Genomic DNA, 13615 nt, shown 5'->3' with positions numbered 1-13615 from the left:
ATCCGGGAAAGGTGGGCGCCGTGCCCGGCCAAACGTAGGAGCCCGCTTGCGGGCGATCCGCATTGTGCAAGCGCCAACCGCCCGCAAGCGGGCTCCTACGAGAGGATCGCTACGGTTCGTAGCGCCGGGCTAGCGAAGGCTTAGAAGTCGAAATCGACCTTGGCCCAGAGGGTGCGGCCCGGCTCGTCGATACGGGTTTCGGCCGGGAAGCCGAAGCCTGCGTCGCCGGCCAGGTTGAGGTGCTCGGCGTAGCGCTTGTCGAGCAGGTTATCCACACCGGCGCTGAGCTTGACCTGCTGGCTCACGCGGTAGGCGCCATTGAGCGAGAGCACGCCGAAGCCGGCACTGTCGCCGAAGTCCTGCCCCACCACGTTGCCGCGCCCTTCGGCGATGCGGCCCTGGCCGTCGACCACACGCCACAGCGCGCCGACGCTCCAGTCGTCACGCTGGTAGGTCAGGCCCAGACGCGCTTCCAGCGGCGGCATCTGCGGCAGCGCCTCACCGTCGCTGCTGTTCTTGCCCCAGGCGTAGGCCAGGGTCGCGTCGGCCTTCCAGTTGGAATCGAAGGCGTAAGCCACGCCCAGCTCGCCACCCATGATGCGCGCATCGACGTTGTCGGCCTGGGTGCTCATGCCACGGTAGTCGAACAGGATGTAGTCGCGGATCTGCCCGGCATAGGCGGAGGCCCAGGCCTGCAGCTTGTCGTCCTGATACTGGATGCCGATATCGAGCTGGGTGGTCTTCTCCGGCTCGATGCCAGCGAAGGCGTTGTCCGCGCCGGCCGGGCCGTTGAGGCCGGCAGAGAACAGCTCCCAGTAATCGGGGAAGCGCTGCACGTGGCCGATGCCGGCATAGACGGTGGTCGGCGAGGCGGACAGGTCGTGCTCGTAGCGCACGAAACCACTGGGCAGGGTATCGGCACGGGTCTCGCCCGCCGTCGGGTTGGCCGTGGTCATGCCCATCATGTTGCTGAAGTTCTGCCGGTAGTCCTTGGCCGAGGCACGATCAAGGCGTGCGCCGGAGATCAGCCGATCACGCTCGGCCAGGCGCCAGGTGGCTTCGGCGAACACGCCATAGTTGTGCATCAGCGCGTCCTTGTCCCAGGGGAAGCGATCGGCGTCGACATAGGGCATGCCCATCATGCCGCCACTGGAACTGCGCTGGCGGTGCTCACTGTGCTGCGCATCGACGCCGGTGATCAGCTCGACGTCGTCCCACTTCCAGGTCGCAGCCAGGCGTGCGCCCAAGGTACGACGGTCGACCTGCGAAGCCATGGGCCCGGCCATCATGCTGCTCGGGTCCGGCACGCGCAGGCGGAAGTTGTCCATGATGTGGTCGGCGTAGTTGTAGTAGACCTTGGCCTCGAGCTTATCCAGTACGCCGCCGACGTTGCTGCGCTCGATGCGCAGGCCGAGGCTTTCGCGCTTGAACTGGGTGCCATCCATGCCACGACCGCCGTAGCGCGCCTCGCCATCGCCACGGCCGGCGCTGAATTCGATCAGGGTATCGGCATCCGGCGTCCAGCCCAGGGCCACGTCACCGTTCCACTTGTCCCAGCGCGAGGCGATGGTGTCGCCGTCACCGTTGTCGTAATCGTCCGACTGCGAGCGGTTGCCCATCACCCGCAGGTAACCCTGATCGCTGCCGACGGCGCCATCGATCAGGCGGTCGAAGCGGCCATTGGAGCCGGCCAGCACACTGGCATGCAGCCGCGTGCCCAGCTCTCCGAAACGTTCCGGCTCGCGATCGAAGCGCACCACCCCAGCCGAAGCGCCCGGGCCCCAGATCACGGTTTGCGGACCCTTGGTGACGGTCAGCAGATCGTAGGTTTCCGGCGAAATGTAGGAACTGGGCGCGTCCATCCTGCCCGGGCAGGCGCCGATCATCTGCCCGCCATCGGTGAGCAGCAGCAGGCGCGAGCCGAACAGGCCGCGCAACACCGGATCGCTGTTGCTGCCGCCGCTGCGAATCGCGGAGAAACCGGGAATGGTCTTGAGGTAGTCGGCCGCATCGCTGGCCGGCACCGGCTGGCGTGGGTCCTTGGGATCGGCCACCACGGTCAGCGGCGAGCTTTGCTGGATTGCCGTGATCACACTGGGTGGCAGTTCGTGCACAGGCGCCTCGGCAGCCTGCAGGGCCGTGATGGAACACAGGCTGCAGGCGACAGCCAAGACGGACAGGGGAAAACGAGGGCGCACGGAAACAGCGCCCGAAACGAAGGAAACGGACATGCGAATACCTGAAAAGTCGATTGGCGAAGAGGCTTGCTCATTGCCTCATGGGAAGGGTGACTTCAGGCGCGCATCGGCGGTGCGCGTGACAACGCATGTGGGAAGTTGGCGCCCGGCAGCGGTCGCTCAGGCAACCCCAGGGTAGTATCGCGAGATAACACCAGGCGGCTCGCGAGCACCGAGCCATTGTCGGCCAGCACCGGACAATGCGAGAGCAGCGAACAGTAGCCGCAAGCATCAACCTGCAGCACCGGGCTGGAGCTGCTCGTTGGGGCTGGTACGCTACCTGCCCCGTCATGACAGTTGAGCTCGCTCAGCCAGCGCCAGTCAGCCGGCTCGGCACGCAGTTGCGACGCCAGGGGCGCCAGCACGATAAGGACGAACGCCAGCAGCCCAAGCTGGGCGGCGAGCGTGCGCCTGCGTGCCGTGAACAGCATCAGTGCTGATGCTTGCCGTGGTCGTGAGCGTCGCCATGTTCATGGCCTGCCGGTGCATCTTTCTGCACGGCAACTTCGACCTCGACAGAACCGGCCTTCTCGAAAGTCAGGGTCAGCGGGAAGCGCTCACCGTCCTTGGCCTGCTGCTTCAGGTTGAACAGCATGACGTGGTAGCCCATGGGTTCGAACTTCACCTCGCCCCCAGCGGGGATGGCCACGTCCTGCACCTGCTGCATCTTCATCACACCGTCGGCATGCACGTGCTCGTGCAACTCGGCCTTGCCGGCTACCGGGGTGCTCACGGCGAGCAGGCGATCCGCTTCGCTGCCCTTGTTGTGGATGACGAAGTAGGCGGCGGCAGTCGGCGCCACCGGCGGCATCTCGCGCGACCAGGGATGGTCGATATGTAGTTGGCCGGCTTCGTACTCGTGGGCCTGCACCAACAGCGTCGGCAGCAGCAGGGTCAAGCCGAGCAGGGTTTTCTTCAGGGTCATGGGGTGTTGCCTCCTGGTTTGAAATCGAATCATGGGGCGAGCCTATAACGTCTTGCGACGATCAAACTGTTCACTCATGCCAGCGGCCGGGTCGATGGCCGCAGTTGGCGAAAGCGCGAGAGTAGCCAGTCAAGAACGAAGACCAGCAGCAGCGAAGCGCCGACCAGCGGGAAGATCGCGCCGAGCACGATCATCACGCCGATGGCGGTCTTCCAGCGCGGCAGGTCGTGGCGCAGCGGCGGCACACCGAAGCGTCCGGCCGGGCGGCGTTTCCACCACAGCACCAGGCCGCTGACGGAACTGAAGATGATCAGCAGGCAGACCGCCGCCATCAGCAGTTGGTTGGCCAGGCCGAATAGCTTGCCTTCGTGCAGCATCACCCCGGTTTCCACGGTTTTCGCCACTGGGCCGTAGTCCTGCCAGCGCACATCGGCGAGTACCGCACCGCTGTATTGATCGAAGTGCAGGGTGGCATCGTTGCGTGGATCGTCGGCGAACAGCGCGACGGTGTAAACGCCCTGCTCGCCCTGGGGCAGGCTGATGCTGTAGCCGGGCTGAACACCGCGCTCGGCGGCGCTGTCGACCACATGCTGCAGCAGGCTGGTGGAGGCCGCTGCGGCCTGATGCCCGGCATGGCCGTGATGCGCGGCATGCGGGTCGGACGCTGGCAGCGGCGTGACCTCCACCGCCCAGGCCACGGTTTGCTGGCTGCTGCTGTTGAGGCTGCCGGTCAGTTGCCCGGACTTGGGCACGTCATCCCACATGGCGGCGGGAAAGTGATTCCAGGCACCGGCGAACTGCGCGCCCCAGTAGCCCGTCCAGGTCATGCCGGTGAGCAGCATGAACAGCAGCAGCGCGCTGCCCCAGAAGCCGGTCACCGCATGCAGGTCGCGCCACCACAGGCGCCCTCGCGCGCTCAGACGTGGCCACAACACACCCGCCCCACTGCTGCCGCGTGGCCACCACAGGTACATCCCGGACACCACCAGCACGATGCCCCAGCCAGCGGCCAGTTCGATCAGCCGGTCACCAACGGTGCCGATCAGCAGATCACCGTGCAGCTTGCGCACCACCGCCTGCAGGTTCCACAGGGCGTCCTGGGCGCCGAGAAGGCTGCCGTTGTAGGGATCGACGAACAGGTTCAGCTCCTGGCCGTCCCGATTGATCACAAACTGCGCACTGCGATCCTGTGCAGCGGGCGGCAGGTACTTGCTGACCGTCGCCTGCGGATAGGCTTCGCGGACGATAGCCAGTTGCTGATCGGCACTGAGGCGCTGCTCGGCGACCGGCACCTGCATCAGGTCGGCATACATCCAGGTATCGAGCTGCGGTTTGAACAGGTAGATGATCCCGGTGATCGACAGCAGGATCATGAACGGGATGACGAACAGCCCGGCATAGAAGTGCCAGCGCCAGGCCAGGTTGTAGAACGAGACATTATTCATTTCCATCTCCAGTCGGTGAGGGTGGCGGAAGGAATTCGCAGGTCACCATCAGCGCACTCTCCGACGCAGCAGGCTCAGGCCGACCAGCGCCAGTAGCACATGCGCCAGCGCAACCAGACCCAGCAGCAGATGCTTGTAGCCATTACCCAGGCCGGCGAGAAACTCCCATTTGTGCAGGTAGGCGAAGATCCAGCCTTCGCGCCGGTCGGCGTCCTGGACGCGGCTGGCCAGCGCGCCGTCCAGCGGGTCGACATACAAAGCGGTGTGTCGCACGTCGGTGTAAGTGGCCTTGAACACCGGCAGGCGTTTGAAGACGAAGCCGTATTCGTGATCGAACTGCGATTGCAGCTCAAGGCTCTGCATTTCGCCCAAGCCGAGGCCGGCAGCGTAATGATCGAGGCGTTGGCGAGCATGACGACGCGCCGCATCGATATCCAGCTCACGCCCGTCGGCATCCAGATAGTGCAGGCTCGGCATCAGGCCAAACTGCTGCCCCTGAGCCCGCCAGACCGGTCTGCCGTCCAGCTCCAGCAGGCTCAGGCCGAACAGTGTCTCGCCCTGCAGCAGCCACTCGGCATTGGGGGCCTTATCCAGCCGGGCCACGTCGAAGCTAGGGGCATAGGCGACCGGCCACGGCTCGGCCATCTGTTTGTGCAGCAGGTGCCAGGCGCCACTACTGGCGAAGCTCAGGGTCGCGGCCGCCAGCCCCAGGCCCCACCAGCCGTGTAGCCGGCGACTGAAGCTGCGGGCGCGGCGACGCGCGACGAACAGCGTGATGCCGAACAGCGTCGCACTGAGGATAGAGGCCAGCAGCAGGACCATCAGTAGCGGCCGCAACGGCCCCGCCGCATCCAGCCAGCGAAAGCTGTGCAAGGTCTGGAAGAAGGCGCTGAACCAGGCCTTGCGCTGATCCACCAGGGTGCCTAGACGGTCATGGAACAGGTCGACATACACCCGCAGTCGATCATCGCGCTGGGTATCGACCCGCGCGACCGGCAACAAGCGGTTGATAAAGGCGTACTCGCTGGTAAAGCGCTCGACGCTGTCGACATAGCTCAGCGGCTCGTCACTGCCTAGATAGTGCCGCGCCAGGTGTTCGGCATGGGCCGCAGCCACATCGCTGGCCTGGCCGCTACGCGCATGCCAGTAACGCGGCAGCGGTTCACCCGGCAGACGCGCCTGGTAGTAAGGCTCGCCAGCCAGGACCAGCAGGCGCAGTGCCTGTACCCGCTCGATGGTCGCTGCGGAGAGGACCTGCGCCGGGCTGCGCAGGTGATCCAGCGGTACTACCTGCTGCGGTGCGGCCATGGTCTGCGGACGCGGCTGCAGGTAGCCCATCAGCGGGTGCAGCATGCCACTGCCCGCCCAACTGAACACGCCCAGGCAGGCTAGTAGTGCCAGGCGCCTGTGCCACGGCAGCAGCCGCAACAGGCGCTGACGCCAGGTCAGACGCGGCAGTTCTTGCGCCGGCAGTGCCGCTGTCAAAGCCGCCACTCCAGGCCGGCATAGACGGCGCGGCCGTCGCCGGGCAGGAACTGCGCGCTGTCCTGGCCGCGAGCGTCGGCGATCACCCCGGTGGCGGCGGCGTAGGTCTTGTCGGACAGGTTGCGACCCTCGACGAAGAAGCCCAGCCCTTCGCGCGCCCGGTAACCGGCCTTCAGCCCCCAGATGGCGTAGCCGTCGGCATACAGGCTCTCGGCGTGGTCGACGTTGTAGTGGGTCGGCACCCATTCGAAGGTCGGCCCGGCGTACCAGCCACCCTGCTGCCACAGCGCCTCGCCCTTGACGAACTGGCGCGGCGCGCCGGCCAGGCGGTTGTCGCCGTAGACATCGTCGTTGTCGAAGCGAAAATCGTTGAGCAGGTACTGGCCTCGCAACACGAACTGGCCCAGGGTCAGCGCGCCGCCCAGCTCGATGCCCTGGTGCAGGGTGCGGTCGGCGTTGATGGTGCCCAGCGCGTTGCCGTCGGCGTCGTTGAGCGCCAGCAGTTCGTCGCGGATCTCGCTGCGATAGACCGCCACGTCCAGCTCCAGATTGCTGCGCATCCAGCGCATGCCGAACTCCAGGGTATTGGCCTTCTGCGCGTCGTTGGCCGTGACCACCTGGCCACCAGTCAGCTCGCTGAAGGTCGGCGGCTCGACGCTCTGGCTGAAGTTGGCGAAGAACTGCAGGCCGTCGTCCAGATCGTGACGCAGGCCGATACGGCCAATGCGGCCGATATAGGTCTTGTTGAACGACTCATCCTGGGCCAGACAGAAACCGCTGACGAAGGCGTTGCACTTGAGCCGATCGTCGACGTCGCGCTGCTGATGCAGCCAGGCCAGGCCGCCAATCAGCGCCCAGCGCTCGGCCAGCGGTACTTCCAGCTCGGCGAAGGCATTCAGGCTGCGTGCGGTCTGGTGCAGTTCGTTGACCTTGCGCCCCTTCTGCCCGCCGACGTTGAGGTAACGCGAATCCCAGTTGCGCCCGTGGTTGACCTCGACGCCGCCGACCCAGCGCCAACCCTGGGCGTCCTGCCACTTGTGCGCCAGGCGCAAGCCGTAGTCCTCGCTGTCGATATCCAGCACCTGGAAGATCGGGTGGAACATCGACTTCTCGCTGTAAAAGCTCGACAGTTCCAGGCTGTGCCCGCCGTCCAGTTGCAGGGTGCTGATGTTACCCAGGCGGTTGAGGGTGAAATCGCGCTTCTGGTCGCCACCGAGGGCCGCGGCCGAGGCCTGCTCGGGATCGCGGCGCAGCTGCGCCTTGGTCAGGCTTCCCGGCAGCTCGGAGTCGCTCTCGACATGGGTCAGGTAGAAGCGGGTGGCCAGGCGCTCGTTGATCCGCCCGCCGAGGTTGGCGAAGTAGCGCTGGTTGTCCTGCCTGGCGTGATCGCGAAAGCCGTCCTGCTGGTAGTCGGCGATGCTGACGAAGCCGTCCCAGTCGCCGAAGTCCTGGGCGAAGGCGCCGTACAGCCGCTGGTAGCCGAAGCTGCCGCCTTCGACGCGCAGATCGGCCGGCGCCGCGGTCTTGCCGGTGGGGGTGACGAAGTTGATCGCGCCGCCCAGATTGGCCGCGCCGTAGCGCCAGGCGTTGGCGCCGCGCAGCACCTCGACGTGGTTGGCCGCCAGCGGCTCGATGGTCTGGAAGTCGAAGCTGCCGTCGGCCAGGTTGACCGGAGCGCCGTCCTGCATCAGCAGCAGGCCGCGGCCATGGAAGGTGCGCTGCAGGCCGGAGCCGCGAATCGACAGGCGTGCCTCCTCGGCACCGAAGCGCGGCTGGATGAACACCCCGGTGGCAAGGCCGAGGGCATCCTGCAGGGTGCTGCTGCGCCCGCTCTTGTAGGTCTCGGCATCGACCAGGCTGGCGCCGCCGGGAATATGGGCGAACTCGGCGCGCTTTTCCTCGATGGTCGGCGCGGTGGGGTCGGGTCGTTGCTGGCCGGTGACGGTGTCGTCCGGTAGTTGCACGTGGTCGGCCTGGGCCAGGCCGCAGCTCAGCGCCAGCAGGCCGAAAAGAAATGGGCGTCGCATGGGTGTCTCCCCTGAAAACTGCGCCAGCCGCCATGCACTGGGCATGCACGGGTGGCAGCAGGTATTCGCTCGATTGTTATGGTGCGTCGGCAGGCGACGGCTCGGGCGGGATCAGGCGAGCAGCGGGGAGGCGCGGGGATTGGCCGAGGGCCAGAGGTAGCGGATGGGGTGGCGGACGGCGTGGCCGACGCCAGGCAGCGCGTGGCTGGTCGACAGCAGCCCGAGCAGGCCGAAGAAGGCGGCGAGAATGATCGCGCTGAACAGGCTGGCCAGCGCACAGTTGGAACCGGTGGCCGGGTTGGGCGCGACGATGCCGGAGCCGTCGAGGTCGGCGCCGGCGCCGGCGCCGAAGTTGCCATCGAACGAGCAGTACTGGCCGTCCAGACCGCTGAGTTGCATGCCGGCCATCTGGCCGTGGCTGATCGCGCAGACGAACGCACTGAACAGGATGCTGAAGTACAGCACCCAGGCGGTCAGTGAGCGGTCTTTGCGGGCCAGTTTCATGGGGCGCGACTCTAAACAGAGGATGGCAGCGCGACACTGCGGTGCGTTGCCGCAGGGATTGTGTACGAGAGTCTAGCAAAGTAATGGGAGTGGGGATTTATCCGCGTTCAACATGATCGGGCCGGCACCGACCGGCCCGTGATCGTGCGATTCGTGCCGCCGTCAGCTAACCACCGAAGCGCCCCAACCGATAGGCCGCAAGCCCCGGTAGCACTTGCCCCCGAGCAAGCCCGGCAATGTGTTCGCCGGTGATGGCGGCCTGCGTCAGGCCCAGGTGCTGATGGCCAAAGGCGAGCAAGACACGCCCCTGCTCAACCTGGTCGATGATTGGTAGCGAATCCGGCAACGACGGTCGCATGCCCATCCACGGACTGGCTCCCTCGAGGTTCAGTTCATCGCGAAACAGCCCCTCGCTCAGACGCTGCAACTGCCAGGCACGGGCCATGTTCGCAGGCTTGTTGAGCCCGGCGAACTCCACGGTGCCCGCCAGGCGCAGCCCGTCCTGCATCGGCGTCATGATGAAGCGGCGCTCGAAGGAGGTGACGGCGAAGGGTAAGCGCCCCTGCTCCCGGGGCAACATCAGGTGATAGCCGCGCTCGGTATCCAAAGGCACCCGCCTGCCGGTAAGGCGCGCGGTGAGTGCCGCCGAATGGGCTCCACAGGCCAGCAGCACCCGGCGTGCGCGAAGTGCACCACCATCGAAGCGCAGCGCAACGCCGTCCGGCAACAGGTGCCCGTCCACCACCCGGCGTTGATGGAACACCACGCCCAGTGCTTGGGCGGCGTGAGCCAGTTCACCCACCACCCGGTAGGGGTCGATGAAGTGCCCGGTGGCGGGAAAGAACAACCCACCGCGCAGGCCATCGCTGAGTGTGGGCAGCGCCGCACGCACGGCTTGCGCGTCCCAGTAGTCGACCGGGACACCCTGCGCCTGCATGCGTGCCTGCAGGGCCAGCAGCGCCGGACGCGATTGCTCCTGCTCATAGGCCAGCAACGAGCCGTCCTCACGCAACAGTTCTGGTCGTGCGATGGCCTGCAAGGTGCGCCGCCAGGCGCTCAGACTGGCCTCGTTGAGCGCACGCAGCCCGGCCACGGTGCGTGCGAACGGCGCAGCCCGAAGATTGAGCAGCAGGCGCAGAAACCAGGGTGTGGCCTGCGGCAGATAGGTCCAGTCCAGACGCAGCGGCCCCATCGGGTCGAGGAGCATGGCGGGCAGGCGCTTGAGGATGGAGAAGTCGGCAATCGGGAACACCTGCTCGGTGGCCAGGTGCCCGGCATTGCCGAACGAGGCTCCCTGCCCCACGCCGTCCGGGTCGAAGACCTGCACCCGCAGCCCCTGACGCGCCAGTTGCAGGGCGCAGGCGACACCGATGATACCGGCGCCGACCACAGCCACATCGACATCGACCGACAGGTGATCGCTCATCGATCAGACCTCCCTTTCGCCGTCGATCAATCGCCGCAGCCCCAGCGGATTGGCGTCGCGCAGGGCCAACGGCAGCAGCTCATCCGGGAAACCCTGCAGGCATACCGGCCGCAGGAAGCGGCGAATGGCGGCCGTACCCACCGAGGTGGAACGCGCATCCGAGGTGGCCGGGAACGGCCCGCCGTGAACCATGGCATCACACACTTCCACACCTGTCGGCCAGGCATTGACCAGCACCCGACCGGTCTTGAGTTCCAGGGTCGGCAACAGGGCATGCGCCGCATCGAAGTCGGCAGCGTCCAGCTGCAAGGTGGCCGTGAGCTGGCCTTCGAGCGCGTCAAGCAGACGGCGAACCTGCGCCGCGTCGTCGTACTGCACCAGCAGCGCCGCCGCGCCGAAGACTTCGCCATGCAGAGCAGGGTCGGCGAGGAAAGACTCGGCATCGGTGAGGAACACCTGTGCCTGGCAGCGGTTCGGCCCGTCTCCCGGCAACCCGCTGGCAACCTGCCTCACCTGAGGATGTGCAGCCAGCGCCTCGACACCGGCGCTGAATGCCTGGTGGATACCCGGCGTGAGCATCACCTGCGCCGGACACTGCCTGAGCTGTTCGGCCACTGCGACGAGAAACGTATCCAGCGCAGCACCGCGCGGGGCAAGCAACAGGCCCGGATTGGTACAGAACTGACCGGCGCCCAGGGTCAGCGAAGCGACGAAGCCCTGGGCCAGTTCCTCGCCACGCGCCTTGAGCGCTGCCGGAAATAGCAGCACCGGGTTGATCGAACTCATCTCGGCGTAGACCGGGATCGGCTCGGGCCGGGATTGGGCCGCCTGACACAGGGCAAGGCCGCCACTGCGCGAACCGGTGAAGCCGACCGCCTTGATACGCGGATCACCGACCAGGCCGAGACCGACCTCACGCCCGGCACCGAACAGCAGCGAAAACACACCCTCGGGCAGACCGCAGCGCGCCACTGCCTGGCGCACCGCCTGCCCGACCAGCTCACTGGTGCCGGGGTGAGCGCCATGCGCCTTGACCACTACCGGACAGCCTGCCGCCAGCGCCGAGGCGGTGTCGCCACCGGCCACGGAGAACGCCAGAGGGAAGTTGCTCGCGCCGAACACCGCCACCGGCCCCAGTGGCACCTGGCGCTGGCGCAGGTCCGGTCGAGGCAGGGGTTGACGCTGAGGTTGCGCGCGGTCGATGCGCACGTCCAGCCACTCACCCGCGCGCAGGGTGCGGGCGAAGCTACGCAGTTGCTGGCAGGTTCGCGCACGCTCGCCCTGCAGGCGCGCCTGGGGCAGGCCGGTCTCTGCCATTGCCCGCTCGATCAGCGTCTCACCCAAGGCTTCGATGGATTCGGCAATGGCCTCCAGAAAGGCCGCACGGGCTGACGGCGTGGTCTCTCGGTAGTCATCGAAGGCGGCCCAGGCCAGGGCACACGCCTGCTCCACCTGCGCGCGAGAGGCGCCGTGGTAGGCAGGCTCAAGGGCCTGGCCGGTAGCGGGATCGATGGCGTGAAATGCGTTGCCGACGCCGGGCACGACCGCGCCGCCAATCAGCATCTTGCCTGTAAGAGTCATAGTGCATCCTTAGCGTTCAGGGGTTGGCCCCGCCGTACCGGCGGTCGGCGGGGCGGGCGAACTCAGGCGAGGTTGTGTTCGGCCGTCCAGTTGGCATACCACTGGAGGAACAGGCTGTACTGCTGCTCGGCATAGCGGCGCTGGGAGTCGCTGAGGGCGTCGCTCTCGTTGAAGTGCAAGCGGTACTCGCGGTCGCCGTTGAGCACCATCAGGTACTTGTAGAACAGCACCAGATCGCAGCCTTCGTCGAAGGACGAGAGCACCTCCAGCGCAGCACTCAGCTCCAGGGCCAGGCGCCGTGCACGCGCGTCACCGCTGGCAGCCTGGCGACTCAAGGCGACCAGTTGCAGGACTTCACGAGGCAGCACGTTACCGATGCCGGTGATGGTGCCGGTGGCGTTGCAATTGACGTAACCGTGGAACACCTGGGTGTCGACACCGGCCATGAGAATCACGTCGTCATCGCGGGAGGTGATGTGCTCGGCGGCATAGCGCATGTCGGCCGCGCCACCGAACTCCTTGAAGCCGATCAGGTTGCGGTGCTGCCCACGCAATTCGAAGAACAGATCAGCGCGGGTGGAGAAACTGTAATACGGGCTGTTGTAGATGACCGAAGGCAGCTCCGGCGCCGTCTGCAGCACGGCGCTGAAGTGCGCCTTCTGCGCCGCCGGCGAGGCCGCACGAGAGAGCAGGCGCGGAATCACCATCAGCCCGTGGGCACCCACCCTGGCCGCGTGGGCCGCGTGCGACACCGCCTCACGGGTATTCACCGCCCCCGTGCCGACGATGGTGGGCACGCCAGCCTGCACTAGACGCGCCACCCCTTCCTGACGTTGCGCTTCGCTGAGCAGCGGCCAGTCCCCCATGGAACCGCAGTAGACCACGGCGCTCATACCCGCCTGGATCAGTTCGCGGCCCTTGGCAACCAGGGCATCGAAGTCGGGTTGACGTGTCTCGGTGCAGGGCGTCATGAGGGCGGGAATGCAGCCACGGAAGATATCGATATTCATGCTGTCGCTCCTAGAGCAGGGTTTGAGAATGGGGCGAAGAGGGCTCAGATGCCCCAGGCGAAGGGGTCCTGCTCATCGATGAGCAGGGTGTTGTCGGCGGTCAGGTGGGCGCGGCCCGTGATGAAGGGACGAATACGCTCGCCCTCCCACTGGTAGCGCCCTTCGAAGCGACTGCCGGTGATGCTGGCCTGGACCCAGGTCTGCCCGGCAGCGAGCTTGCCGTCTGCGGCGAGGCAGGCGAGCTTGGCGCTGGTTCCAGTGCCGCAGGGCGAACGGTCATAAGCCTTGCCGGGGCACATGACGAAATTGCGGCTATGCGCTTCGTCGTCCTCGGCGAACAACTCGATATGGTCGATAGGCGCTCCGTCCTCGCCACCGATGCCCTGTGCCTCCAGGGCCTGCAACAGCGCCCAGGTGTATGCGCTGAGGGCATCGACATTGTCCAGGTGCAGGGTCTGGCCGTGGTCGTTGACCAGGAAGAACCAGTTGCCGCCCCAGGCGATGTCGCCGTGAACCACGCCGTGCCCAGGTACGTCCACCGGCACCTGACGGCGATAGCGATAGGCCGGCACGTTGCCGACGGTGACACGACCGTCCTCGTGCAGCGTGGCGCTGACGGTGCCCACCGGGGTGTCGATGCGGTGCTCGCCGGGTGCCATCAGACCCAGGTACTGCAAGGACGCCACCAGGCCGATGGTGCCGTGGCCGCACATGCCGAGGTAACCGGCGTTGTTGAAGAAGATCACCCCGCAGGTTGCGCCGGGCGAAACCGGCGGACGGTACAACGCGCCCACCAGCACGTCATTGCCGCGCGGCTCCAGCAGGCAGGCACGGCGCCAGCGGTCGTGCTGTTCGCGCAAGGTGTCGCGCTGCTCGGCCAGGGTGCTGCCGGCCAATTCGGGAAAGCCGTCCATCACCAGGCGCGTGGGTTCGCCGCCGGTGTGGGAATCGATGACATGGATACGCTTCATGGCC

Annotated in this window: 11 protein-coding genes; all 11 read right to left on the bottom strand. The window is 66.5% G+C overall.

Translation table 11 applies throughout. The features are described 5' to 3' along the window. Window positions 1-140: 140 nt before the first annotated feature. Window positions 141-2231: a TonB-dependent copper receptor gene (locus INS93_RS05570; protein ID WP_192980616.1), complete on the bottom strand. Its 2091-nt coding sequence runs from the start codon at window positions 2229-2231 to the stop codon at window positions 141-143. Between the two features lie 62 nt (window positions 2232-2293). Next, the gene (locus INS93_RS05565; protein ID WP_192980615.1) at window positions 2294-2668 is read right to left on the bottom strand and encodes a DUF2946 domain-containing protein; all 375 of its coding nucleotides are present in this window, start codon (window positions 2666-2668) and stop codon (window positions 2294-2296) included. Next, a complete protein-coding gene (locus INS93_RS05560) occupies window positions 2668-3162 on the bottom strand; it encodes a copper chaperone PCu(A)C (RefSeq protein ID WP_192980614.1) in 495 nt (164 codons plus the stop codon). Before INS93_RS05560 ends, INS93_RS05565 begins: the two co-directional genes overlap by 1 nt. A gap of 74 nt (window positions 3163-3236) precedes the next feature. Beyond that, window positions 3237-4613 (bottom strand): PepSY-associated TM helix domain-containing protein, encoded by a 1377-nt coding sequence (locus INS93_RS05555; RefSeq protein ID WP_192980613.1) that lies wholly within the window; start codon window positions 4611-4613, stop codon window positions 3237-3239. Between the two features lie 42 nt (window positions 4614-4655). Further along, entirely contained in the window at window positions 4656-6101 is a 1446-nt protein-coding gene (locus INS93_RS05550) for a hypothetical protein (protein WP_319017537.1), read from the bottom strand. Continuing rightward, window positions 6089-8119, bottom strand: a complete 2031-nt coding sequence (locus INS93_RS05545) for a TonB-dependent receptor (RefSeq protein ID WP_192980611.1) — start codon at window positions 8117-8119, stop codon at window positions 6089-6091. The genes INS93_RS05550 and INS93_RS05545 overlap by 13 nt, the downstream gene beginning before the upstream one ends. Before the next feature lie 111 nt (window positions 8120-8230). Beyond that, window positions 8231-8623 carry a DUF2946 domain-containing protein gene (locus tag INS93_RS05540; RefSeq protein WP_192980610.1) on the bottom strand — a complete coding sequence of 131 codons (393 nt, stop codon included), beginning with the start codon at window positions 8621-8623 and terminating at the stop codon, window positions 8231-8233. Between the two features lie 166 nt (window positions 8624-8789). Continuing rightward, window positions 8790-10049, bottom strand: a complete 1260-nt coding sequence (locus tag INS93_RS05535) for an NAD(P)/FAD-dependent oxidoreductase (protein ID WP_192980609.1) — start codon at window positions 10047-10049, stop codon at window positions 8790-8792. 3 nt (window positions 10050-10052) lie between these two features. Beyond that, the gene (locus tag INS93_RS05530) at window positions 10053-11630 is read right to left on the bottom strand and encodes an aldehyde dehydrogenase (NADP(+)) (RefSeq protein WP_192980608.1); all 1578 of its coding nucleotides are present in this window, start codon (window positions 11628-11630) and stop codon (window positions 10053-10055) included. A gap of 62 nt (window positions 11631-11692) precedes the next feature. Further along, window positions 11693-12640 (bottom strand): dihydrodipicolinate synthase family protein, encoded by a 948-nt coding sequence (locus INS93_RS05525; protein WP_192980607.1) that lies wholly within the window; start codon window positions 12638-12640, stop codon window positions 11693-11695. Window positions 12641-12684: 44 nt separating this feature from the next. Then, entirely contained in the window at window positions 12685-13611 is a 927-nt protein-coding gene (locus INS93_RS05520; RefSeq protein ID WP_192980712.1) for a 4-hydroxyproline epimerase, read from the bottom strand. Window positions 13612-13615: the final 4 nt, after the last annotated feature.

The sequence above is a fragment of the Pseudomonas sp. EggHat1 genome (genome assembly GCF_014892995.1).
GTDB classification, from domain to species: Bacteria; Pseudomonadota; Gammaproteobacteria; order Pseudomonadales; family Pseudomonadaceae; genus Aquipseudomonas; species Aquipseudomonas chaetocerotis.
This window is presented reverse-complemented; position numbering and strand designations above follow the sequence as displayed.

Excerpts from the sequence above, each read along its gene's own strand:
- INS93_RS05555 (WP_192980613.1), bottom strand. The coding sequence starts at position 4,613 with ATGGAAATGAATAATGTCTCGTTCTACAACCTGGCCTGGCGCTGGCAC.
- INS93_RS05570 (WP_192980616.1), bottom strand. The coding sequence starts at position 2,231 with ATGTCCGTTTCCTTCGTTTCGGGCGCTGTTTCCGTGCGCCCTCGTTTT.
- INS93_RS05540 (WP_192980610.1), bottom strand. The coding sequence starts at position 8,623 with ATGAAACTGGCCCGCAAAGACCGCTCACTGACCGCCTGGGTGCTGTAC.
- INS93_RS05530 (WP_192980608.1), bottom strand. The coding sequence starts at position 11,630 with ATGACTCTTACAGGCAAGATGCTGATTGGCGGCGCGGTCGTGCCCGGC.
- INS93_RS05545 (WP_192980611.1), bottom strand. The coding sequence starts at position 8,119 with ATGCGACGCCCATTTCTTTTCGGCCTGCTGGCGCTGAGCTGCGGCCTG.
- INS93_RS05560 (WP_192980614.1), bottom strand. The coding sequence starts at position 3,162 with ATGACCCTGAAGAAAACCCTGCTCGGCTTGACCCTGCTGCTGCCGACG.
- INS93_RS05565 (WP_192980615.1), bottom strand. The coding sequence starts at position 2,668 with ATGCTGTTCACGGCACGCAGGCGCACGCTCGCCGCCCAGCTTGGGCTG.
- INS93_RS05520 (WP_192980712.1), bottom strand. The coding sequence starts at position 13,611 with ATGAAGCGTATCCATGTCATCGATTCCCACACCGGCGGCGAACCCACG.
- INS93_RS05525 (WP_192980607.1), bottom strand. The coding sequence starts at position 12,640 with ATGAATATCGATATCTTCCGTGGCTGCATTCCCGCCCTCATGACGCCC.
- INS93_RS05535 (WP_192980609.1), bottom strand. The coding sequence starts at position 10,049 with ATGAGCGATCACCTGTCGGTCGATGTCGATGTGGCTGTGGTCGGCGCC.